Below are 21,453 nucleotides of genomic sequence, written 5' to 3' on the forward strand. Positions count from 1 at the left end.
ACCGGGATTCCAGGGGATTCACCGATCACGGAGAGTAGGTGGCCGGAAGTTTGCCTTTGTGACTGATCACACACGAAACTCCTGGGAACGGGTCCCGAAAATTCCGCGCAAAGCGAACTGCCGAAACAGCTTCGAGCAGCGTCTCAGACCGGCAGGGTGACACGCATCACGAGGCCGCCGCCTTCGCGGGGCTCCGCGATGATACGGCCTCCGTGAGCCCGCGCGACCGACCGGGCGATGGAAAGGCCGAGGCCGACCCCCTTGTCGCTGCCGGTGCGCTCGGTGCGCAGCCGCCGGAACGGCTCGAAGATGTTGTCGATCTCGTACGCGGGAACCACTGGCCCCGTGTTCGACACCAGCAGCGTCGCATGGCCGTCCCTGAGCTCGGTGACCACTTCGACCCAGCCGCCCTCGGGGACGTTGTAGCGGACCGCGTTCTGGACCAGGTTCAGCGCGATGCGCTCCAGCAGGACGCCGTTGCCCTGGACGACCGCGGGTGCCCGCTCCCCCTTGATCTCCACGCCCTTGGTCTCGGCCTCGCTCCTGGCCTGGTCGATGGCGCGGGAGGCGACCTCGGCGAGGTCGACCGGCTTGCGGTCGATGATCTCGTTGTCGCTGCGGGCGAGCAGCAGCAGGCCCTCGACGAGCTGCTCGCTGCGCTCGTTGGTGGCGAGCAGCGTCTTGCCTAGCTGCTGGAGCTCCACCGGGGCGCCGGGGTCGGAGAGGTGTACTTCGAGCAGCGTGCGGTTGATCGCCAGCGGGGTGCGCAGCTCGTGCGAGGCGTTGGCGACGAACCGCTGCTGGGCGGTGAAGGACCGCTCCAGGCGGTCCAGCATCTCGTCGAAGGTGTCGGAGAGCTCCTTGAGCTCGTCGTCGGGGCCGTCCAGCTCGATCCTTCGGCTCAGGTCCGTACCGGCCACCCGGCGGGCGGTGCGGGTGATCCGGCCGAGCGGCGAGAGCACCCGGCCGGCCATCGCGTACCCGAAGGCGAAGGCGATGACGCTGAGGCCGACGAGCGCGAGCAGGGAGCGGCTCAGGAGGTTGTCCAGGGCCTGCTGACGCTGGTGGGCCATGCAGGCGCTGATCGCGTCGTTGAAGTCCTGCGAGGTGCCGCGAGCCGGGAGCTGGCAGCCGCTGCTGGACAGCGTGACGTTGTCACCCGCCACGATCTTGAAGGGGGCGCTGCCCGCGTGCAGGGCCTGCGCGGCCAGCAGGTAGATGATCGACAGGAGCAGTATCCCCGCGATCATGAACATGCCGCCGTAGAGCAGCGTGAGGCGTATCCGGATGGTCGGGCGCAGCCAGGGGAAGGGCGGTTCGGCGCTCTTGGGGGCCCAGGTCGGCTTGGGCGGCGCCGCCGGCGGGGCGGGAGTGGCGGCCATCGCCGTCAGATCCGGTAGCCGGAGCCCGGCACGGTGACGATCACCGGGGGCTCGCCGAGCTTGCGCCGCAGCGTCATGACGGTCACGCGCACCACGTTGGTGAACGGGTCGGTGTTCTCGTCCCAGGCCTTCTCCAGGAGCTGCTCGGCCGAGACGACGGCGCCTTCGCTGCGCATGAGGACCTCCAGGACCGCGAACTCCTTCGGCGCGAGCTGGATCTCCTTGCCCTCGCGGAAGACCTCCCGGCGGTTGGGGTCGAGCTTGATGCCGGCCCGCTCCAGGATGGGCGGCAGCGGGACGGTGGTGCGCCGGCCGAGCGCGCGGACCCGGGCGGTCAGCTCGGTGAAGGCGAAGGGCTTGGGCAGATAGTCGTCCGCGCCGATCTCCAGGCCCTCGACGCGGTCGCTGACGTCTCCGGCGGCGGTCAGCATCAGGACCCGGGTGGGCATGCCCAGCTCGACGATCTTGCGGCAGACGTCGTCGCCGTGGACCAGCGGGAGGTCCCGGTCGAGCACCACGACGTCGTAGTCGTTCACGCCGATCCGCTCCAGGGCCGCCGCGCCGTCGTACACGACGTCGACGGCCATCGCCTCCCGGCGCAGTCCGGTGGCCACCGCATCGGCGAGCAGCTGCTCGTCCTCGACGACGAGTACGCGCACGGCGCATTTCCTTCCCTAGGGACCCGCGTCGTCCGCGGGCAGATCTCGGCACTGAACCAGTGACTGTGAGCTTCCATCCTGCCCCTTACGCCCATAAACCGGCGGTAAGACGATGCCGGACCCAGGGGCGGCACCCCACCTGCGGTTTCCGGCTACGAACGGCGGCCGGAGCGGGAATAGGCGGGATTGCCGCGGCAGTTGAGGTTTCTTTGAGAGTGGGTGTGGGGAGGACGACTGCACACCCCGCGATCACGCCCTGTATGTGGCATGCCACATCTTCACGTCGTGATCGCAACCCACCGTCGGCACACCCCCGTGCCACCGACCCACGACGAGGGGGCGCACCATGGACGCTTTCACCGCAGGGCTGCTGCAGCGCATAAGGACCACGGAAACCGACCTCACACGGGCGCGCGAGAGCGGCGACGACTTCCTCGCCGACGTCGAGCAGGCAGAGCTGGACGATCTCCATCGTCTGGCCGCCGAGCACGGTGTCGAGGTAGCCGTAGCGCACTGCTGACCCCACCCACCAGGAAACCCCGGCGCCACGGGACGGCGCCGGGGTTTCGTCATGCCCGGGGGCCGCGCAGCTCAGTCGTGCCAGGCACCGTACTGCTCCAGGAGCGACTGGAGCGGGCCGAAGAGCTCCGGGGACGCGGCGATCGTCAGCTCCCCGGAGGCGGGCGTGCCGGGGCGGCCGCCGGTGAGCGCCCCGGCCTCGCGGGCGATGAGGTCGCCGGCCGCCAGGTCCCAGGGGTTGAGGCCGCGCTCGTAGTACGCGTCGAGCCGGCCGGCGGCCACGTCGCACAGGTCGATGGCCGCCGAGCCGCCGCGGCGGATGTCGCGGAACCGCGGGATCAACCGCTGGGCCACGTCCGCCTGGTGGGCGCGTACGGACTGGACGTAGCCGAATCCGGTCGCCACCAGGGACTGGGACAGCGGGGCCGGCGGGCGGCAGCGCAGCGGGCGCTCGCCCAGGAAGGCGCCGCCGCCGAGGACGGCGTGGTACGTCTCGCCGCGCATCGGGGCCGCGACCACGCCCGCCACCCGCTCGCCGTCCTGTTCGGCGGCGATGGAGACGGCCCAAGTGGGCAGCCCGTAAAGGTAGTTGACGGTTCCGTCGAGCGGGTCGATGACCCAGCGCACGCCGCTGGTGCCCTCGCTGGACGCGCCCTCCTCGCCGAGGAAGCCGTCGTGCGGACGGTGCTCGGCGAGGTAGCCGGTGATCAGCTTCTCGGCGGCGATGTCCATCTCGGTCACCACGTCGATGGGGCTCGACTTGGTGGCCGCGACGCCGAGGTCGGCCGGGCGGCCGTCGCGCAGCAGCTCGCCGGCCCGCCGCGCGGCCTCCAGGGCGAGGCCGAGCAGTTCGCGGTGGAGAGGGTCGGTCATGGTCGCTCCCTTGTGCGTGCGCGCTGTCGGCTATGCGTACGGGCTGTCGGCGCCCGCTGCCGCGGGCTTGGTGCCGCCGCGGGCGGCCGGGCAGCAGCCGACGGCGCACAGGTCGTGCGAGGGGCCGAGCGCGCCCAGGGCGCACCGCTCGGCGGGCAGTCCGCGCTCGGTCGCGGCCCGCTCCAGGACGAGGTCGCGCACGGCCGCCGCGAAGCGCGGGTCGGCGCCGACGGTGGCGGAGCGGGCCACCGGCAGACCGAGCTCGGCGGCCTTGGCGGTGGCCTCCGTGTCGAGGTCGTACAGGACTTCCATGTGGTCGGACACGAAGCCGATGGGGACCATGACGACGGCTTGGGCGCCCTCGCCGTGCAGCGTCTCCAGGTGCTCGCAGATGTCGGGTTCCAGCCAGGGGATGTGCGGGGCGCCGGAGCGGGACTGGTAGACGAGCCGCCAGGGCCGCTCGACGCCGGTCCGCTCGCGCACCGCGTCGGCGACGACCCGCGCCACGTCGAGGTGTTCGCGTACGTAGGCGCCGCCGTCGCCGTGCTCTTCGACGGGCCCCGAGGTGTCGGCCGCCGCCTCCGGGATGGAGTGCGTGGTGAAGGCGAGGTGGGCGCCCGCGCGGACGTCCTCGGGCAGAGCGGCGAGCGACTCCAGGACGCCGTCGATCATGGGGCGGACGAAACCGGGGTGGTTGAAGTAGTGCCGCAGCTTGTCGACCCTGGGCAGTTCGAGCCCTTCGGCCGCCAGCGTCGCGAGCGCGTCCGCCAGGTTCTCGCGGTACTGCCGGCAGCCCGAGTACGAGGCGTACGCGCTGGTGGCGAGGACCGCGATGCGGCGGCGGCCGTCGGCGACCATCTCGCGCAGGGTGTCGGTCAGGTAGGGCGCCCAGTTCCGGTTGCCCCAGTAGACCGGCAGGTCCAGGCTGTGCTCGGCGAAGTCCTTGCGGAGCGCGTCGAGCAGCGCGCGGTTCTGCTCGTTGATGGGGCTCACCCCGCCGAACAGGAAGTAGTGCTGCCCCACCTCCTTGAGCCGCTCCTTCGGAATGCCGCGGCCGCGCGTCACGTTTTCCAGGAACGGGACCACGTCGTCGGGGCCTTCGGGGCCGCCGAAGGAGAGCAGCAGCAGGGCGTCGTACGGAGCGGCGGCCTCGGCTGCTCCGGAAGCTGGATCGCGCAGTTCGGACATGGTTCCGATCCTGCCATCAGGCACTGACAAGCGGTGCACCGAGCCGGTGGACCGGGCCGGGGGAAGGAGCCCGGGAACGGGGCACGAAAAGGCGGTGCGCCAGCCGACTTCAGCATCGTACGCTTTAGGAATTAATTACACGCGTCACGCCGGATCCCGGAGTCCCTGTTGCCCAGTCCCTATCGCGCGATCTTCGCCGCCCCCGGCACCAAGGGGTTCTCCGCCGCCGGCCTCTTCGGGCGGATGCCGCTGTCGATGATGGGCATCGGCATCGTGACCATGGTCTCCCAGCTCACCGGCCGCTACGGCCTGGCCGGCGCGCTCTCCGCGACGCTCGCGATGTCGGCCGCCGTGCTCGGCCCCCAGATATCCCGGCTCGTGGACCGGCACGGCCAGCGCCGGGTGCTGCGCCCGGCCACCCTGGTCGCGGTCGCGGCCGTCGCGGGACTCCTCGTCTGCGCCCAGCAGGGCGCCCCCGACTGGACCTTGTTCGTCTTCGCTGCGGGCGCCGGCTGCGTGCCGAGCGTCGGCTCGATGGTCCGGGCCCGCTGGGCCGAGATCTACCGGGGCGACACCCAGAACCTGCACACGGCGTACTCGTGGGAGTCGATCGTCGACGAGCTGTGCTTCATCTTTGGGCCGATCCTCTCCATCGGGCTCTCCACCGCCTGGTTCGCCGAGGCGGGGCCCCTGATCGCGGCCTGCTTCCTGGTGGCCGGCGTCTTCTGGCTGACCGCCCAGCGCGCCACCGAACCCGTACCGCACCCGCGCGAGCACCACACCGGCCGCTCCGCGCTGAGCTCCCGCGGACTCCAGGTCCTGGTCGCCACCTTCGTCGCCACCGGCGCCATCTTCGGCTCGGTCGACGTGGTCACCGTGGCCTTCGCCGACGAGCGCGGCCACAAGGCGATGGCCAGCCTGGTGCTCGCCGTCTACGCGCTGGGCTCCTGCATAGCAGGAGCGGTGTTCGGGCTGCTGCGCCTCAAGGGGGCGGCGTCGAGCAGGTGGCTGGTGGGTGTCTGTGCGATGGCGGTGAGTATGATCCCGCTCCAACTGGCCGGGAACCTGCCGTTCCTTGCCGTGGCGCTCTTTGTCGCGGGCCTGTCCATAGCACCGACGATGGTGACGACGATGGCCCTCGTCGAACAGCACGTACCGCGCAGCAAGCTCACCGAGGGCATGACCTGGACCAGCACTGGGCTCGCGGTCGGTGTGGCGCTCGGTTCCTCCGCCGCCGGCTGGGTGGTGGACGCCTCCGGCGCCGAGGCGGGGTACCTGGTGTCCGTCGTGGCGGGAACGCTCGCGGCCGCGGTGGCGTTCCTGGGGTACCGCCGGCTTCGCAGGCCGGTGCCGCATCGGGAGGGGCTCGAAGCAGATGAGCGGAGCGAACGGCAGCAGCACCTGGCGTAACTGGGCGGGGAACGTCACCGCGCGCCCGATAAGGGAAGTCTCCCCGGCCTCCGCGGCCGAACTCGCGGACGCCGTGCGCCGGGCCGCCGAGGACGGGCTGAAGGTGAAGGCGGTCGGCACCGGCCACTCCTTCACCGCGGCCGCCGCCACCGACGGCGTGCTCATACGCCCCGACCTGCTGACCGGTATCCGCGCCATCGACCGCGCGGCGCTGACCGTCACCGTGGAGGCCGGTACGCCGCTGAAGCGGCTGAACGCGGTGCTGGCCAGGGAGGGCCTGTCGCTCACGAACATGGGCGACATCATGGAGCAGACGGTGGCGGGTGCGACAAGCACCGGGACGCACGGCACCGGCCGCGATTCGGCCTCGATCGCCGCCCAGATCAAGGCACTTGAGCTGGTGACGGCCGACGGCTCGCTGCTCAGCTGCTCCGAGAAGGAGAATCCCGACGTCTTCGCGGCGGCCCGGATCGGGCTCGGCGCGCTCGGCGTGGTCACCGCGATCACCTTCGCCGTCGAGCCGATCTTCCTGCTCAGGGCCCGCGAGGAGCCGATGACCTTCGACAGGGTCACCTCGGAGTTCGGGGAACTTTTCGCGGAGAACGAGCATTTCGAGTTCTACTGGTTCCCGCACACCGGCAACTGCAACACCAAGCGCAACAACCGCAGCACGGGACCCGCCGCTCCACCCGGGAAGCTGAGCGGGTGGATCGAGGACGAGTTCATGTCCAACGGGCTCTTCCAGGTGGTGTGTTCGCTGGGCCGGGCGGTGCCCGCCACGATCCCCTCGGTCGCGAAGATCTCCAGCCGGGCGCTCTCCGCCCGCACGTACACCGACATTCCGTACAAGGTCTTCACAAGCCCGCGCCGGGTGCGGTTCATGGAGATGGAGTACGCGCTGCCCCGCGAGGCCGTCGTGGGGGCGCTGCGCGAGGTGAAGGCGCTGGTGGAGCGCTCGCCACTGCGGGTGAGCTTCCCGGTGGAGGTGCGCACCGCGCCCGCCGACGACATCGCGCTCTCCACCGCCTCGGGCCGCGAAACCGCGTACATAGCCGTGCACATGTACAAGGGCACGCCGTACCAGGCGTACTTCACCGCGGTCGAGCGGATCATGACCGCACACGCGGGACGGCCGCACTGGGGCAAGGTGCATACGCGCGAGGCCGGTTACTTCGCGGAGGTCTATCCGCGCTTCGCCGAGTTCACCGCGCTGCGCGACCGGCTCGACCCGGAGCGGCGGTTCGGGAACGACTATCTGCGGCGGGTGCTGGGCGACTGAGGGTCCGGTCCTACGGAGTGGGCGTTCCCCCGGTCCGCGCGTCCGGGCTGCTCTGCCCGCCGGGGCCGCTCCCGGAATCGGTACCGGAACTGGAGCCTGTCGAATGGGACGGCGTGGGCGTCGGGGTCGGTGTCGTACCGCCCGAGCCGGAACCGGAACCGGAAGTCGAACCCGAGCCCGTGTCATGGGACTTCGAGGGGGACGGCGACGGCGAGGAACCGGTCCCGGAGGAGCCGCCTCCGGTCGCCCCCTTGCTCGGGTCCGGCCCCGGCGACGCGTCGCTGCCGGGCGACGGCCGGTGCCGGTCGCCGGTGTCCGAGGGCGCGTTGTCCGGCGGCGTCCGCTTCTCGCCGCCGCCGGTGAGCACGGACTGGAAAGTGGTGCCGTTGCCGTTGCCGCCGACCGCGCCGCCCGAGATCAGCTCGTACGCCGTGATGCCGCCCATCGACACCCCGAAGACGACGGCGGCCGCGAGCACCGGCCGCTTCCACCCGCGGTGCCGGGTGCCGTGCACGGTCGCCTCGTTGAACTCCCGGGCGGGGCGGGCTCCGGACCGCAGCAGCTGGGTCTCGTCGACGGACGTGAGCAGCTGAGTGCGGTCCGCCGCTTTGAGCAACTGGGTACGGTCCGCGGCCTTGAGCAACTGAGTGGGATCCGCGTCGGCCTGCGGCAGCACGGTGGTCTCGTCCCGCGCCCCCTTATAGGGGGAGACCACGGGCACTTGGCGGGAGCCGACCTTGGCCTGCACGGTCGCCTCGCGCAACTGCTCGCCGGTCCGCTTGAAGAAGTGCTGGAAGACGGTGCCGCCGCAGGTGGCGACCACGCTCACCACGCCGGCGCCGAGGAATGTGCCGTACACGCCCAGCTTGGAGGCGAGCACCGCGGCGGTGACCGCGGCGAGCGCGCTGCCCGCCACCTGCGGCACGCTCAGATCGATGCGCTTCTTCTCTTCCGTCCCGGTGTCCGGCTTGTCACCCATCCCCAGCCTCTGTTCGCCCTTCTCGTCCGTCTTGCACAGAGAAGGGACATTTGAGCGAAGCGAATAGTTCCGCTTCCGCGGATTGTGTGAAGCAGGACACGTACCGGGCAGGCATGGACGCGTCAGGGAGGGTCCAACTCCCGTACCCCGCGAGAACTTCGGCGGCGCGCCGGTCCACCCAGGTGGCCCGAATGGAGTACTGTGGCGAGCCCTGGGCCCCGGGTCCCACACGGGTATCCGGGACTGCGGGAGGGGGCCGAAAGCGGCACTCGAACCGGCGGCGCCGCGGCACCGCACGGGCGCCTGCTGCACAGAGTGACCAGCCCGGTCACTCTGCGTTGCGAAAAGGTAACCGTGCCATAACGGCGTTCCAGGGCCCATGCCCGACACGCCGGGCAACTCGGCAATGTTGTGGCAGGCTGCACCCGGGCAGGCCACACTCGACTAGCGGAAGCAGCGACGCACGTGACGTCGGCAGGCACCACCCGGGAGGTCCCCATGCCCGAACTGCGTGTCGTGGCCGTCTCCAACGACGGCACACGACTGGTGCTCAAGGCTGCGGACAGCACGGAGTACACGCTTCCGATCGACGAGCGGCTCCGGGCCGCTGTGCGCAACGACCGGGCCCGCCTCGGACAGATCGAGATCGAGGTGGAGAGCCACCTCCGGCCGCGCGACATCCAGGCGCGGATACGAGCCGGTGCCTCCGCCGAGGAGGTCGCCCAGTTCGCCGGCATTCCGGTCGACCGCGTACGCCGCTTCGAAGGCCCCGTCCTCGCGGAGCGCGCCTTCATGGCGGAGCGGGCGCGGAAGACCCCCGTGCGGCGTCCGGGCGAGAACACCGGCCCCCAGCTCGGCGAGGCGGTGCAGGAGCGGCTGCTGCTGCGCGGCGCCGACAAGGAGAGCGTCCAGTGGGACTCCTGGCGCCGCGACGACGGCACCTGGGAAGTCCTGCTCGTGTACCTGGTCGCGGGCGAGCCGCACTCCGCGAGCTGGACCTACGACCCGCCGCGCCGACTCGTGCAGGCCGTCGACGACGAGGCCCGCTCGCTGATCGGCGAGTCCGACGACACCATCACCGCCGTTCCCGAACCGAGCTTCCCGTTCGTGCCGAGGATCGCCCGGCTGCCCCGGGACCGGCCGCTGGACCGCGCCCTGGACCGGCAGTTGGAGCGGCCCGCGCCGCCGCCCGAGCCGGTCGCGGACGAGAGCGACTCGCTGACCAGCCTGCTCGAAGCCGTACCGAGCTTCCGCGGCGACATGGTCGTACCGGAGCGTCCCTCGAACCCGCCCGAGCCGCCGGCGACCCAACCGGCCGCCGAGCCGGAGGTCGAGGAGCCGCCCGCGCCGGCCGCTTCGGCGGGAGCGGGTTCGGCGTACGCGGACGTGCTGATGCCGCGCACCGTGGCCGGTCACCGCGACCGGCTCACCGGCACCACCGACCGCCAGGCCGAAGCGGACGGGGTCCGTCCGGGACGCCGTGCCGCGGTGCCGAGCTGGGACGAGATCGTGTTCGGCACCCGAAGGAAGAAGCAGGACTAGCGACTTCGGCATCGAGCCGGGGCCCGCACGCGGCGCGCGTGCGGGCCCCGTCGCGTCCCCGCTACTGCGGATCGGGGCCCGTGGCCACCGGCCGGGACTCGTCCGACGACCACTCGGACCAGGAACCGGCGTACAGCGCGGCCGGGATCCCCGCGACGGCGAGGGCCAGCACCTCGTGGGCGCCGGAGACGCCTGAGCCGCAGTACACGCCGACCTCGCTGCCCGAGGCGCCAATGGCCTTGAAGCGGGCGGCCAGTTCATCGGCGGGCAGGAAGCGGCCGTCCGGGCCCACGTTCTCGGTGGTCGGCGCGGAGACCGCGCCCGGGATGTGCCCGCCGACCCGGTCGATCGGCTCCACGTCACCCCGGTACCGCTCCCCCGCGCGGGCGTCGAGCAGCAGCCCGGAGCGGGCCAGGGCGGCCGCCGCGTCCGCGTCGAGGAGCTTGACGGCGCCCGGCGCGGGCCGGAAGTCGCCCGCCGCGGGCGCGGGGATCTCGGTGGACAGCTCACCCGTCCAGGCGGCGAGCCCGCCGTCGAGGACCCGCACGTCCGGGTGGCCCGTCCAGCGCAGCAGCCACCAGGCGCGGGCGGCGGCCCAGCCCTGGCCGCCGTCGTACACGACGACGGGCGTGTCGGCCGACACGCCCGACCGCCGCATGACCGCACCGAATTCGGCCACGTCCGGCAGCGGGTGGCGGCCGCCGGCCCCGGGCGGTCCGGCCAGTTCCGCGTCGAGGTCCACGAACACGGCGCCGGGGAGGTGTCCGGCCGCGTACTCGGCGCGGCCGTCGAACGGCGCGGCCCCGGCCGCCTTGGCCAGGCTCAGCTGCCAGCGGATGTCGAGCAGGACCGGAGGCCGCGGCCCCGCCGCCTCGGCGGCGAGTGCGGATGCGGTGATGATGGCGTTCATGGGGGTCATCCTTGCGCAGAGTCCGCCCATAACGTAACGGCCGCGAAAAGGATGACGAGCCCCAAAACGGGCATCCTCCTGCGGGAACGCGCCAAAAGCGGCGCGGCCGGGGCGCGGTGGGGCCCCGGTGGTGGAAGCATCGGCCCGGGTGCGCGCGGTTCGCCGAACGGCGCCCCCGAGCAGCACGATGGCGACGGCCGAGGAGAGAGTGACGATGATCCAGTCGGAGACCCGGCGCACACCTGGCACGCCCTGCTGGGTGAGTCTCATGGTGCACGGCCTGGCCGCGACCCAGGAGTTCTACGGAGCGCTGTTCGGCTGGGAGTTCCGGCCGGGACCGCAGCAGCTCGGCCCGTACGTCCGCGCGCTGCTCGACGGCAAGGAGATCGCCGGCATCGGTCAGTTGCCGCCCGACCGGCATCTGCCGATCGCCTGGACCACCTATCTGGCGACCGACGACGCGGACGAGACGGCCGAGACGATCCGCCACTGCGGCGGCACCGTCGGGGTGGGGCCGCTGGACGCCGGCGAGGCGGGCCGGCTCGCGATCGCCTCGGATCCGGCGGGCGCGGTCTTCGGGATCTGGCAGGCCGGCGCGCACGTGGGCACCGCGATCGCGGGCGCGCCCGGCACCCCCACCTGGAACGAACTGGTCACGCGCGAGACGGCGTCGGTCGGCAAGTTCTACCAGGCGGTGTTCGGCTACGACCTGGAGGGGGTCGTCTCGGCCGACTTCGACTATGTGACGCTGCATCTGACGGGCCGACCGGTGGCCTCGCTGCACGGCGTGGGCCATGCCCTGGCGCGCGACAAGGGCGCGCACTGGATGACGTACTTCGAGGCCGCGGACGTGGACGAGGCCGTGCTGCGGGTCGCCGACCTCGGCGGGCAGGTGCTCCAGCAGCCGCGTGAGGGCGCGAGCGGGCGGGTGGCGACGGTGGCGGATCCGGATGGGGCCGTCTTCACCCTCGTACGGTCGTCCGGCTGAGAAGCCCTCGGAGCCTGCGTCCGAACTCCGCCCGGGACCCGTACAGGCCCTCAGACGCGAGCGGCCTCGGCGTCTACCGGGAGGACGTCCGGGGAGAGGGCGGCGGCGCGGGACGCGGCGGCCGTCATCCGGCGGCGGTGGTGGCGCCGGCACAGCACCTCGTAGCCGATCTCGTCATCGGAGCGGTTGACGTCGCCGACCACGACCTGGGCTCCCTCGACCACCATCTCGCCCCCTATGGTGCGGGCGTTGTGGGTGGCGCGGGCGCCGCACCAGCAGAGCGCCTCGACCTGCAACACCTCGACCCGGTCGGCGAGTTCGACCAGGCGCTGCGAGCCGGGGAACAGCTTGGAGCGGAAGTCGGTGGTGATCCCGAAGGCGAACACGTCGAGTTCGAGGTCGTCCACGACCCGGGCGAGCTGGTCGATCTGCTCGGGCCCGAGGAACTGGGCCTCGTCGGCGATGACGTAGTCGCAGCGGCCGCCCTTGGAGAGGTGGGCGACCAGGTAGCCGTAGAAGTCGAAGCCGTCGGCGGCCTCGACCGCGTCGGTGACCAGACCGAGCCGGGAGGACAGCTTGCCCTGGCCCGCCCGGTCGTCCCGGGTGAAGATCATGCCCTGCAGACCGCGCGCGGAGCGGTTGTGCTCGATCTGAAGAGCGAGGGTGCTCTTTCCGCAGTCCATCGTTCCGGAGAAGAACACCAGCTCGGGCATGGGAAGTTGACGGCCTTTCAGATGCGTGGAGAAGGGGGTGCTACGAGCGTACTTCGAGGAGCGGTACGAGCTGCTCCACCGGTGTCATCGAGCCGTGCATGCCGACCATGGCGGACTCGTGGGGCTCGCGGTGCGAGGCGGTGATGACCACGTCGTCGCGGGCGGCGGCGACCACGTCACCGATCCGGCCGTGCACGCGCTCGTCGACGCTCGGGCCGAACCAGCCCGCCGCGATCGCCTCCTCACGGCTCGCGACCCAGAACTGCTCGCCGAGCACCTCGCGCCAGCAGGTCAGCACATCGGCCTGGGCGCCCGGCACCGCGTAGACGTGCCGGGCCCGGCCCTCGCCGCCGAGCAGGGCGACCCCGGCCCGCAGCTCCCAGTCCTCGTCGAAGTCGATGCGGGACTGCTCGTCGAAGGGGATGTCGATCATGCCGTGGTCGGCGGTGATGTACAGGGCCGCGCGCGGCGGGAGCTGTTCGGCGAGGCGCTGGGCGAGCCGGTCGACGTACATCAGCTGGCCGCGCCAGGCGTCGGAGTCGACGCCGAAGCGGTGGCCCTTGCCGTCGACGTCGGAGTAGTACGTGTAGACCAACGACCGGTCACCGGCAGCGAGTTGGGCGGCCGCGAGGTCCATGCGGTCCTCGCCGGAGAGCCTGCCGCGGAAGCTGCCGCCACTCAGGGCGACCTTGGTCAGCGGGGTGTGCTCGAAGGTCGGCGACGACACCTGGGCGGTGTGCACGCCGTCCTGGTCGGCGAGCTGGAAGACCGTCGGGTACGGCTGCCAGGCGTGCGGGTCGGTCCAGGGCTTCCAGCGGAGCTGGTTCATCAGCTCGCCGGTCTCCGGGTTGCGCGCGGTGTAGCCGGGCAGGCCGTGCTCGCCGGGGGCGAGCCCGGTGCCGACGGAGGCCAGCGAGGTCGCGGTGGTGGCGGGGAAACCGGCGGTTATCGGACGGCCGGTGTTGCCGCGGGAGGTGCCGAGCAAGGAGTGCAGATAGGGGGCCTCGTCCGGGTGCGCCTTGATCTGCTCCCAGCCGAGGCCGTCGATCAGGAAGACGCAGTTGCGGTCGGCGGGGGCGAGCCCGGCGATGCGCTGCTCGAAACCGGGTACGCCCTGGCCCGCCACGAGGGTGGGCAGCAGATCGGCGAGCGATCCGGTGCCGTACTCGGGGACGGGTGCGGTGTCGAGGGCGAGGGGTTCGGGATCCTGCCAGGCGGGCTGAGCCATCACCGGCCGGTCGCCGCGGTCGCCTCGGACAGCGCCTGGGCGAAGGCCAGGGTCTGGCGGACCGTGTCCGGGCCGTCGCCGGCCTCGCTGACCCTCAGGCTCAGGTCGTCGGCGGTGGAGTTGCCGGTGTAGCCGTGGTCGGCGTCGCAGTTGGGGTCGCCGCAGGCGGCGGGCTCCAGGTCGATCCGCGAGACCGCGCCCCAGCCGATGGTCAGCACGACCTCGCGGGGCGGGGTGCCGGGCGTGTACGACTCGGGGTTGGCGACGACGCGGCTCACCACGACCGACGAGATCCGGCCGAGCTTCACGGACTCCGTGGAGGTGGTGGCGTACGGCGTCGGGGAGCTGGTGTCCGCGTTCTGCTCGTCGGTGTGGCTGACGATGAACCGGTTGTCCGTGAGCACCAGGACCGTCACATGGCGGCGCACTTCGTTCGCGTCGAAGGTGGTCTCCTGGTGGACCAGGTACGACGCGATGGGCTCACCGCCGACGGCGGCCTCCACCGCCTCGGCCACAAGGGCCGGGTAGTAGCCGCTGCGCTCGATCGCCGCGCGGAGCCCCTGGGTCGTCGTACCGGTCTTCGCCATGGGGTCCATCTTAAGCTGCCGCAGGCGGCCCACGGCCCTCAGAGCCTGTGTGTAAACCCCGCCCGGGTCCCCGGCGTCTGGCACGCACGCTCGCCGCGTTGGCCGAAAGCCCTAGTAGCTCCGCTACGAGGACTTCCAGCCGCCTTGCGATCGCACGCACCAGACGCCGCGGCCTGATCCGGGCGGGGTTTACACACAGGCCCTCAGTAGCTGGGCAGCCGCCGTGGGCCGAGGTCGTTGCGGGCGGGGGGCGGGGCGAGGCGGACGTGTGCGCCGAGCACCGACAGGCCCCGCTGGGCGACGATCACGGGCTCCAGGCCGACGGCGACCACCTCGGGATGGTCGTCGACCAGCCGCGACACCCTCAGGAGCAGCTCTTCGAGGGCCGCGGTGTCGACGGGCGCGGAGCCCCGCCAGCCGAACAGGAGCGGCGCGGTCCGGATGGATCTGAGCAGTTCGGCGGCGTCGCGGTCGGTGGCCGGGATCAGCCGGTGCGCGGTGTCGCCGAGCAGTTCGGACGCGGCACCGGCGAGCCCGAAGGAGAGCACCGCGCCGACCGCGGAGTCGATCGAAGCGCGCACGACGGTGTCCACTCCGCGCGGAACCATCGCCTGCACCACGGGCTTCAGCTCCCCGGGCTTGCCGAGGCTCGCCGTCAATTCGGCATATGCACGGGCGAGTTGGTGCTCGTCCGCGAGATCCAGGCGTACGCCGCCGAGGTCGGGGCGGTGGCGCAGGTGCGGGGCGGTGGTCTTGAGGGCGACGGGGTAGCCGAGGCGGCGGGCGGCCTCGACGGCCTGGGCGGCGTCGGGGGCGGGCAGGGCCGGGCGCACCGGGATTCCGTAACGGCCGAGCAGTTCCTCGGCGTCCGCCGCGGTCAGGGTCGTGCCGCGGGGGTCGGGGGCGGGGCCGAGCAGGCGCTCGATGAGCGCGGCGGTGCCGGGTTCGTCGATGTCGTCGTACTCCCCCACCCTGCCGGGGTCGGCGGCCTGTCTGCGCCACTGGCCGTAGCGGACGGCCTCGGCGAGGGCGCGGACGGCCCGCTCCGCGGCGGGGTAGGCGGGAATGCGGGTGGCCTCGCGGGGTGGGTGGTTTTTCGGCTGCCCGCCGGTGGGTGGGCTGGGGGCGCGGCCCCCGGACCCCCGCTCCTCAAACTCCCCCAAGGCCTTGCGGGCCAGGGAGGGACCCCCACGAGGGGCTTGATTGATGCCGGACAGGGCTGGATCCTGGGGATTGGTCCCGGCCAGGGCCGGATCCTGGCGGCTGGGTCTCTTCACCGTGCGGGCCGCTGCCGACAGGGCCTCTGCCAGGCCGCCGATCTCTACGTGGACCACCGCGACCGGCTTCGCCGGGGACGCTGCCGCGGCCGCGCGCAGGGCTTCGGCCAGCACCTGGCCGTCGCCGGATTCCACGGCTCCGTTCTCGCCGACCCAGGGGATGGCCGTCACCACCACCGCGTCGCACTCCTCGTCCGCCAGGGCCGCCGCGAGGGCCGCCCGGAAGTCCGCCGGGGTCGCGCCCGTCGTCAGGTCGAGGGGCTTGAGCGGGCGCAGGCCCTCGCTCAGGCAGGCGTCGTACGTCAGGAGGCCGAGGGATTCCGAGTTGCCGAGGATCGCCACCCGGGGCCCCGCGGGCAGTGGCTGTCCGGCGAGCAGCAGGCCCGCGTCGACGAGTTCGGTGACCGTGCCGACCAGGATGACGCCCGCCTGACGCAGCAGCGCGGAGACCGTCGCGTCCGGTACCCGGGTGACCGGGACCGCGTGGCCGGGCGGCGTCGAACCGCTGTGCCGGGCGCCCTTCACCACCACGACGGGCTTCGCGGCGGCCGTACGGCGGGCGAGCCGGGTGAACTTCCGCGGGTTGCCGATCGATTCGAGGTAGAGCAGGACCACATCGGTGTCGGGGTCCTCGTACCAGTACTGGAGGAAGTCGTTGCCGGAGACGTCGGCGCGGTTGCCGGAGGAGATGAACGTCGACAGGCCCGCGCCGCGCCGGTACAGGCCCGACAGGAGGGCGATGCCGATCGCGCCGGACTGGGTGAACAGGCCGATCCGGCCCGCGGGCGGCGGCTCGGGCGCCAGCGATGCGTTCAGCCGCACATCCGCCGCGGTGTTGATGATCCCGAACGCGTTCGGGCCGATCAGCCGCATCCCGTACGAGCGGGCCTGGCGCACCAGTTCGCGCTGGCGCTCCCTGCCGTGCGGGCCGCTCTCCGCGTAGTCGGCCGACAGGACGACGAGGCCCTGCACGCCGTGTTCGCCGCAGTCGGCGACGGCTTCTGGTACCCGCTCGGCGGGCACCGCGATGATCGCCAGGTCCACGGGTTCGCCGATCGCGCCGACGGAGGAGAAGGCGGGCACCCCGTCGAGCTCCCCCGGCCCGTCGCCGAGCGCCCGGTTCACCGCGTACGCGCGCCCGGTGAACCCGGCGTCCAGGAGGTTGCGCAGGACCGTGCGGCCGACCCCGCCGGGGGCGCGGCCGGTGCCGATGACCGCGACCGAGCCGGGCGCGAGCAGGCGCTGCACCGATCTCGCCTCGGCGCGGTGTTCCCGGGCGCGCTGCACGGCGAGGGACTCGGCGGTGGGTTCCAGATCGAGGGTGAGGTGGACAGAGCCGTCCTCGAAGGACCGCTTCTGCTGGTACCCGGCGTCGGTGAACACTTTGATCATCTTGCTGTTGGCGGGCAGCACTTCGGCCGCGAACCGCCTGATCCCGCGTTCGCGGGCGACCGCCGCGATGTGTTCGAGCAGGGTGGAGGCGACGCCCCGGCCCTGGTGGGCGTCCTGGACCAGGAAGGCGACCTCGGCCTCGTCGGCGGGGGCGGAGGCCGGCCGGCCCTGGGCGTTGATGCGGTCGAAGCGGACGGTCGCGATGAACTCGCCGCCGACGGTGGCCGCGAGTCCGACCCGGTCCACGTAGTCGTGGTGGGTGAAGCGGTGGACGTCCTTGGCGGAGAGCCGGGGGTAGGGCGCGAAGAAGCGGTAGTACTTCGACTCGTCCGACACCTGCTCGTAGAAGGAAACGAGCCGCTCGGCGTCCTCGGTGGTGATGGGCCTGATGCGCGCGGTGCCGCCGTCGCGGAGCACCACGTCGGCCTCCCAGTGAGCGGGGTACGCGGGGTCGGACGCCGTCGTCATACCGAAAGCGTACGGGGCGCGGGGCCATCCGGGGCGGGGCACGGTGGGGAGGGCCGAACGGCGGCGGAAGCGGGCCTAAGGTCGGTAGGAGCACTGCGCACCACATGAGAGACTGGTCTAGACAACCGTCAGAGATTTCGAAGGGCAACACCATGGCTGAGCGCCGCGTCAACGTCGGCTGGGCCGAGGGCCTGCACGCCCGCCCCGCGTCCATCTTCGTCCGTGCCGCCACGGCTGCCGGAGTCCCCATGACGATCGCCAAGACCGACGGCAACCCGGTCAACGCCGCTTCCATGCTCGCGGTGCTCGGCCTGGGTGCGCAGGGCGGCGAGGAGATCGTGCTGGCCTCCGACGCCGAGGGCGCGGACGTCGCGCTCGACCGGCTGGCCAAGCTGGTCGCCGAGGGTCTCGAGGAGCTCCCCGAGACCGTCTGATCCGGTCGGCTGCACAGCGAAGGGCCGCTGATCCCGCATTCGGGACCGGCGGCTCTTTCGTTTTCCCGGCCGACGTACCCCGCACATGTACCCTGCGCACGCATTTCGATGACGGAATTCCCGCGTCCGCATTTCCGGGCCAGCATTTCGCGGTCCGCATTTCATTTCGAGCAGCCGAAATACAGTCCCGCACCGCGCTTTCTTTGTATACGGCCCGGCTGTTAAGTGCGGGCGCTCGCCGTGTGTACGGCAGGTTGCGAAGTGCTCACCGCGGCGGGGCGCCGCAGCCGATGGGCGGAAAAAGAGCGCTCGGCGTGCAGGGCGGTGAGCGAGCGGGCGCGTTCGGCATCGCCGCGGGCCACCGCGTCGGTGATCGCGCCGAGTTCGGCCCAGGACTCGGTCGGCCGGGCCGGCTGCTCGACCGCGTACATCCAGGCCACCTTGTGCCTCAACTGCGTGAGCAGCGCGATCAGTCCGGGGCTGAGGGAGGCCTGGGCCAGCGTCTCGTGGAACCAGCCGCCCAGCGAGCGCAGATCCTCGCCCTGGCCGCGCCGGGCCCGTTCCTGACCCAGCCTCACCAGGCCGCGCAGCACTTTGAGATGCGCCTCGGAGCGGCGCGACGCGGCCCGTGCGGCGGCCAACGGCTCAAGCAGCACGCGCAGTTCGAGGAGGTCGGCGGCCTCCAGATCGGTGGGCTCTGCCACCCAGGCGCCGGCATGTCTGCGGGTGGTCACGAAGCCCTCGGACTCCAGAGTGCGCAGGGCTTCGCGGACCGGGACGCGGGAGACCCCGTAACGGCGGGCGAGTACGTCCTCGATGAGCCGGCTGCCGCGCTCCAGGGCACCCGAGACGATGTCGTCGCGGATCGCCGTGCATACCGAGTGCGCCGGAATGCGCATGGGCCGAACCTCCGCCTTTATCCCCGCGAAACGCGGTCGAACGACGCCAGTCGGCGCCTCTCGGTGTGTCTATCGATGTCTGTTCCGCGACTCTATTCCAGGCTTTGTTAATTCCCGGTGACGGGCCGGAACCAATGGATATTTTTTGGCCAACGGCGAAGACCCCCGGCGGCGTGCCGGGGGTCTTCGGTGTGCGCGGGGCGGGTCAGACCGAGACGCCGTGCGAGCGGAGGTAGGCGACCGGGTCGATGTCCGAGCCGTAGGTCGGGGCGGTGCGGGCCTCGAAGTGGAGGTGCGGGCCCGTGGTGTTGCCGGTGTTGCCCGACAGCGCGATCTGCCGGCCCGGCTCGACGGACTGGCCGACGGAGACCTGGATGTCCGAGAGGTGGCCGTACTGGGTGTACGTGCCGTCGTTCATCCTGATGACGATGTTGTTCCCGTACGCACCGCCCCAGCCGGCCTCCACGACGGTGCCCAGACCCACCGCGTGCACCGAAGTGCCGCTCTCCGCATGGAAGTCGATGCCGGTGTGGGCGCCGGAGGACCACAGGGATCCGCCGGTCTTGTAGCCGGTGGACACATAGCTGTCCGATATGGGGGCGACGAAGGTGTTGAGGCGCTTGCGCTCGGCCTCGCGCGCCGCGCGCTCCTTGGCCTCGCGGTCCGCCTTGACCCGCTCCTGCGCCTTGCGCTGCGCGGCCGCCTCGGCCTCCGCCTTCGCCTTGGCCTTCACGGCCGCCTGCTTCTGGGCCTCGGCCTGGGCACCGAGCTGGTCGGCGAGGCTGTCACCGATGACGATGGCCTGGGTGAGGCCGGTGTCGGCGACGCTCGGGGCGGCGGTGGCCGGGGAGGCGAGGGTGCCTACGACTCCGGCGGTGGCGAGGGTGGCGATGCCCGCGATGTTCGCGCTGCGGCGCGTCATGCGGCTGGGCGCGCGGTGCTTCCCGGTGGCACGGGTGAACGCCATGAAGTGGCGGTGTCCTTTCCTTCCATCTCGCCTACCGGGTTAGCTGACGGGTTCGGAGCAGGAAGGTCTCCTACGGGCTCCTCCGCGGGCGGAGGCGTCCGATTCACCCCAGGGACTGAGTGGGTCCCCGGCTCCCCTGGCTCGCGCCGTACGGGGACTCGGCGATCACTGTCCGGTGCCGCGGGTGCGACGGGTGGTGACGGACAGCGGGACCGACGCTAGACGGCTGATCTTTCAATCACCAAACAGACACCGGCTTTTGTAGCGCACGCCACATGACAGACAGGTAACCTCCCCAATAAACCGGACATATGCCCCCAATAGGGGAGGACCCCGGCGGCGCATCCGCCACCGGGGTCCCCATGTGTCCAGTTGTCCAGGGCCTCAATCAGCCCGCGACGACGGTCACTTCACCGATTCCGAGCGCCCTGACCGGCTCCTCGATCTGCGCCGCGTCACCGACGAGGACGGTGACCAGCCGGTCGGCCGGGAAGGCGTTGACGACGGCCGCCGTCGCCTCCACGGTGCCGGTCTCCGCCAGGAGCGCGTACAACTGCGCCTGGTAGTCGTCCGGGAGGAACTGCTCGACCTGGTCGGCCAGCGTCCCGGCGACGGCCGCCGCGGTCTCGTACTTGAGCGGGGCGACGCCCACCAGGTTCTGCACGGCGGTCTCGCGCTCGGCGTCCGTGAGACCCTCCGCGGCCAGCGTGCGCAGCACCTTCCACAGGTCCTCCAGCGCGGGGCCGGTGTGCGGGGTGTCGACCGAGCCGCTGATGGCGAGCATCGCGGCACCGCCGTCGGGGCCCGAGCGCAGCACCTGGCCGAAGGCACGCACGCCGTAGGTGTAACCCTTCTCCTCGCGCAGCACGCGGTCGAGCCGGGAGGTGAGGGTGCCGCCCAGGCAGTACGTGCCGAGCACCTGGGCCGCCCAGACCCGGTCGTGGCGGTCGGCGCCGATGCGGCCGATGAGCAGCTGGGTCTGGACCGCGCCGGGGCGGTCCACGATGACGACCCGGCCGGTGTCGTCTGCGGTGATCGGCGGGATGGGGCGCGGCTCGGCGGTGTCACCGGTCCAGTCGCCCAGGCTGTCCGCGAGGACCGCGTCGAGGTCGGTGCCCGACAGATCGCCGACGATGACGGTGACGGCCGTCGAGGGGCGCACGTACGCCTCGTAGAAGGAGCGCACCGCCGCCGCGTCGATCGCGGCGACCGTCTCCTCGGTGCCCTGGCGGGGGCGCGACATGCGCGCGGCGGCCGGGAACAGCTCCTTGGAGAGCTGCTTGGCGGCCCGCCGGGACGGGTTGGCCTGCTCGTGCGGGATCTCGTCCAGGCGGTTGCGCACGAGCCGGTCGACCTCGGAGTCGGCGAACGCGGGGGCCCGCAGCGCCTCGGCGAGCAGCGAGAGCGCCTTGGGCAGGCGGGAGACCGGCACTTCGAGGGAGACCCGGATGCCGGGGTGGTCGGCATGCGCGTCGATGGTGGCGCCGCACCGCTCCAGTTCGGCGGCGAACTCCTCCGCCGAGTGCTTGTCGGTGCCCTCGGTCAGCGCCCGCGCCATGATCGTGGCAACGCCGTCGAGGCCCTCGGGCTCGGCGTCCAGCGGGGCCGCGAGGAAGATCTCCACGGCGACGACCTGCTGGCCGGGGCGGTGGCAGCGCAGCACCGTGAGGCCGTTGGCGAGGGTGCCGCGCTCGGGGGCCGGGAAGGCCCACGGCTTGGCGGTGCCGGCGGCCGGCTGCGGGTGGAACTCCATGGTCAC

At 72.0% G+C, this 21,453-nt stretch carries 19 protein-coding genes and 1 riboswitch; of the genes, 6 read left to right on the forward strand and 13 right to left on the reverse strand.

Translation table 11 applies throughout. From position 1 onward, the window contains the following. Positions 1-143: 143 nt before the first annotated feature. Positions 144-1,382 (reverse strand): sensor histidine kinase, encoded by a 1,239-nt coding sequence (locus ACIBK6_RS20340; protein ID WP_399052667.1) that lies wholly within the window; start codon positions 1,380-1,382, stop codon positions 144-146. A 5-nt stretch (positions 1,383-1,387) separates the two neighbouring features. Beyond that, on the reverse strand, positions 1,388-2,041 hold the full coding sequence (locus tag ACIBK6_RS20345) for a response regulator transcription factor (RefSeq protein WP_399052669.1): 654 nt from the start codon (positions 2,039-2,041) through the stop codon (positions 1,388-1,390). A gap of 346 nt (positions 2,042-2,387) precedes the next feature. Here ACIBK6_RS20345 and ACIBK6_RS20350 point away from each other — a divergent pair, with 346 nt between their 5' ends. Next, positions 2,388-2,561 (forward strand): hypothetical protein, encoded by a 174-nt coding sequence (locus ACIBK6_RS20350; protein ID WP_399052670.1) that lies wholly within the window; start codon positions 2,388-2,390, stop codon positions 2,559-2,561. Between the two features lie 71 nt (positions 2,562-2,632). Here ACIBK6_RS20350 and ACIBK6_RS20355 read toward each other — a convergent pair whose 3' ends face one another. After that, positions 2,633-3,433 carry an inositol monophosphatase family protein gene (locus tag ACIBK6_RS20355; RefSeq protein WP_399052671.1) on the reverse strand — a complete coding sequence of 267 codons (801 nt, stop codon included), beginning with the start codon at positions 3,431-3,433 and terminating at the stop codon, positions 2,633-2,635. 30 nt (positions 3,434-3,463) lie between these two features. Further along, the gene (locus ACIBK6_RS20360; protein ID WP_399052672.1) at positions 3,464-4,621 is read right to left on the reverse strand and encodes a ferrochelatase; all 1,158 of its coding nucleotides are present in this window, start codon (positions 4,619-4,621) and stop codon (positions 3,464-3,466) included. 168 nt (positions 4,622-4,789) lie between these two features. On the opposite strand from ACIBK6_RS20360, the gene ACIBK6_RS20365 reads away from it, so the two are divergent. Together ACIBK6_RS20365 and ACIBK6_RS20370 are read left to right on the forward strand one after the other, a co-directional pair. Continuing rightward, entirely contained in the window at positions 4,790-6,031 is a 1,242-nt protein-coding gene (locus ACIBK6_RS20365; protein WP_399052673.1) for an MFS transporter, read from the forward strand. Then, positions 5,997-7,310, forward strand: a complete 1,314-nt coding sequence (locus ACIBK6_RS20370) for a D-arabinono-1,4-lactone oxidase (RefSeq protein ID WP_399052674.1) — start codon at positions 5,997-5,999, stop codon at positions 7,308-7,310. Before ACIBK6_RS20365 ends, ACIBK6_RS20370 begins: the two co-directional genes overlap by 35 nt. A gap of 10 nt (positions 7,311-7,320) precedes the next feature. Here the strand turns inward: ACIBK6_RS20370 and ACIBK6_RS20375 are convergent, their stop codons facing one another. After that, positions 7,321-8,289 (reverse strand): hypothetical protein, encoded by a 969-nt coding sequence (locus ACIBK6_RS20375; protein ID WP_399052675.1) that lies wholly within the window; start codon positions 8,287-8,289, stop codon positions 7,321-7,323. A gap of 498 nt (positions 8,290-8,787) precedes the next feature. Between ACIBK6_RS20375 and sepH the strand changes: the two genes are divergently transcribed. Next, positions 8,788-9,831, forward strand: coding sequence for a septation protein SepH (sepH, locus tag ACIBK6_RS20380; protein ID WP_399052676.1), 1,044 nt, complete (start codon positions 8,788-8,790; stop codon positions 9,829-9,831). A 61-nt stretch (positions 9,832-9,892) separates the two neighbouring features. Here the strand turns inward: sepH and ACIBK6_RS20385 are convergent, their stop codons facing one another. Beyond that, entirely contained in the window at positions 9,893-10,741 is an 849-nt protein-coding gene (locus ACIBK6_RS20385; RefSeq protein ID WP_399052677.1) for a sulfurtransferase, read from the reverse strand. 214 nt (positions 10,742-10,955) lie between these two features. Here ACIBK6_RS20385 and ACIBK6_RS20390 point away from each other — a divergent pair, with 214 nt between their 5' ends. Continuing rightward, a complete protein-coding gene (locus ACIBK6_RS20390) occupies positions 10,956-11,729 on the forward strand; it encodes a VOC family protein (RefSeq protein ID WP_399052678.1) in 774 nt (257 codons plus the stop codon). Between the two features lie 50 nt (positions 11,730-11,779). Here ACIBK6_RS20390 and ACIBK6_RS20395 read toward each other — a convergent pair whose 3' ends face one another. From ACIBK6_RS20395 to ACIBK6_RS20410, 4 genes are all read right to left on the reverse strand, one after another. Beyond that, positions 11,780-12,442 (reverse strand): thymidine kinase, encoded by a 663-nt coding sequence (locus tag ACIBK6_RS20395; RefSeq protein WP_399052679.1) that lies wholly within the window; start codon positions 12,440-12,442, stop codon positions 11,780-11,782. Between the two features lie 40 nt (positions 12,443-12,482). Next, a complete protein-coding gene (locus ACIBK6_RS20400) occupies positions 12,483-13,670 on the reverse strand; it encodes an alkaline phosphatase family protein (RefSeq protein WP_399052680.1) in 1,188 nt (395 codons plus the stop codon). Next, on the reverse strand, positions 13,670-14,257 hold the full coding sequence (locus tag ACIBK6_RS20405; RefSeq protein ID WP_399052681.1) for a DUF5998 family protein: 588 nt from the start codon (positions 14,255-14,257) through the stop codon (positions 13,670-13,672). The genes ACIBK6_RS20400 and ACIBK6_RS20405 overlap by 1 nt, the downstream gene beginning before the upstream one ends. Before the next feature lie 203 nt (positions 14,258-14,460). Further along, positions 14,461-17,394 carry a GNAT family N-acetyltransferase gene (locus ACIBK6_RS20410; protein WP_399052682.1) on the reverse strand — a complete coding sequence of 978 codons (2,934 nt, stop codon included), beginning with the start codon at positions 17,392-17,394 and terminating at the stop codon, positions 14,461-14,463. A 152-nt stretch (positions 17,395-17,546) separates the two neighbouring features. Here ACIBK6_RS20410 and ACIBK6_RS20415 point away from each other — a divergent pair, with 152 nt between their 5' ends. Further along, the gene (locus tag ACIBK6_RS20415; protein WP_399052683.1) at positions 17,547-17,828 is read left to right on the forward strand and encodes an HPr family phosphocarrier protein; all 282 of its coding nucleotides are present in this window, start codon (positions 17,547-17,549) and stop codon (positions 17,826-17,828) included. 221 nt (positions 17,829-18,049) lie between these two features. Here ACIBK6_RS20415 and ACIBK6_RS20420 read toward each other — a convergent pair whose 3' ends face one another. From ACIBK6_RS20420 to ACIBK6_RS20430, 3 genes are all read right to left on the reverse strand, one after another. After that, positions 18,050-18,727 carry a GntR family transcriptional regulator gene (locus tag ACIBK6_RS20420; protein ID WP_399052684.1) on the reverse strand — a complete coding sequence of 226 codons (678 nt, stop codon included), beginning with the start codon at positions 18,725-18,727 and terminating at the stop codon, positions 18,050-18,052. Between the two features lie 205 nt (positions 18,728-18,932). Next, the gene (locus ACIBK6_RS20425) at positions 18,933-19,694 is read right to left on the reverse strand and encodes a M23 family metallopeptidase (protein ID WP_399052685.1); all 762 of its coding nucleotides are present in this window, start codon (positions 19,692-19,694) and stop codon (positions 18,933-18,935) included. Positions 19,695-19,707: 13 nt separating this feature from the next. After that, a riboswitch (cyclic di-AMP (ydaO/yuaA leader) is annotated at positions 19,708-19,868 on the reverse strand. Positions 19,869-20,082: 214 nt separating this feature from the next. Next, positions 20,083-21,447, reverse strand: coding sequence for a M16 family metallopeptidase (locus ACIBK6_RS20430; protein WP_399052772.1), 1,365 nt, complete (start codon positions 21,445-21,447; stop codon positions 20,083-20,085). Positions 21,448-21,453: the final 6 nt, after the last annotated feature.

This window comes from Streptomyces sp. NPDC050485 (assembly GCF_044458185.1).
Taxonomy (GTDB): Bacteria; Actinomycetota; Actinomycetes; order Streptomycetales; family Streptomycetaceae; genus Streptomyces.

What these genes read in the sequence shown, in the direction of transcription:
- ACIBK6_RS20400 (WP_399052680.1), bottom strand. Translation starts at nt 13,670, where the DNA reads ATGGCTCAGCCCGCCTGGCAGGATCCCGAACCCCTCGCCCTCGACACC.
- ACIBK6_RS20375 (WP_399052675.1), bottom strand. Translation starts at nt 8,289, where the DNA reads ATGGGTGACAAGCCGGACACCGGGACGGAAGAGAAGAAGCGCATCGAT.
- ACIBK6_RS20395 (WP_399052679.1), bottom strand. Translation starts at nt 12,442, where the DNA reads ATGCCCGAGCTGGTGTTCTTCTCCGGAACGATGGACTGCGGAAAGAGC.
- ACIBK6_RS20355 (WP_399052671.1), bottom strand. Translation starts at nt 3,433, where the DNA reads ATGACCGACCCTCTCCACCGCGAACTGCTCGGCCTCGCCCTGGAGGCC.
- ACIBK6_RS20350 (WP_399052670.1), top strand. Translation starts at nt 2,388, where the DNA reads ATGGACGCTTTCACCGCAGGGCTGCTGCAGCGCATAAGGACCACGGAA.
- ACIBK6_RS20420 (WP_399052684.1), bottom strand. Translation starts at nt 18,727, where the DNA reads ATGCGCATTCCGGCGCACTCGGTATGCACGGCGATCCGCGACGACATC.
- ACIBK6_RS20415 (WP_399052683.1), top strand. Translation starts at nt 17,547, where the DNA reads ATGGCTGAGCGCCGCGTCAACGTCGGCTGGGCCGAGGGCCTGCACGCC.
- ACIBK6_RS20360 (WP_399052672.1), bottom strand. Translation starts at nt 4,621, where the DNA reads ATGTCCGAACTGCGCGATCCAGCTTCCGGAGCAGCCGAGGCCGCCGCT.
- ACIBK6_RS20410 (WP_399052682.1), bottom strand. Translation starts at nt 17,394, where the DNA reads ATGACGACGGCGTCCGACCCCGCGTACCCCGCTCACTGGGAGGCCGAC.
- ACIBK6_RS20370 (WP_399052674.1), top strand. Translation starts at nt 5,997, where the DNA reads ATGAGCGGAGCGAACGGCAGCAGCACCTGGCGTAACTGGGCGGGGAAC.
- ACIBK6_RS20390 (WP_399052678.1), top strand. Translation starts at nt 10,956, where the DNA reads ATGATCCAGTCGGAGACCCGGCGCACACCTGGCACGCCCTGCTGGGTG.
- sepH (WP_399052676.1), top strand. Translation starts at nt 8,788, where the DNA reads ATGCCCGAACTGCGTGTCGTGGCCGTCTCCAACGACGGCACACGACTG.
- ACIBK6_RS20425 (WP_399052685.1), bottom strand. Translation starts at nt 19,694, where the DNA reads ATGGCGTTCACCCGTGCCACCGGGAAGCACCGCGCGCCCAGCCGCATG.
- ACIBK6_RS20405 (WP_399052681.1), bottom strand. Translation starts at nt 14,257, where the DNA reads ATGGCGAAGACCGGTACGACGACCCAGGGGCTCCGCGCGGCGATCGAG.
- ACIBK6_RS20430 (WP_399052772.1), bottom strand. Translation starts at nt 21,447, where the DNA reads ATGGAGTTCCACCCGCAGCCGGCCGCCGGCACCGCCAAGCCGTGGGCC.
- ACIBK6_RS20340 (WP_399052667.1), bottom strand. Translation starts at nt 1,382, where the DNA reads ATGGCCGCCACTCCCGCCCCGCCGGCGGCGCCGCCCAAGCCGACCTGG.
- ACIBK6_RS20385 (WP_399052677.1), bottom strand. Translation starts at nt 10,741, where the DNA reads ATGAACGCCATCATCACCGCATCCGCACTCGCCGCCGAGGCGGCGGGG.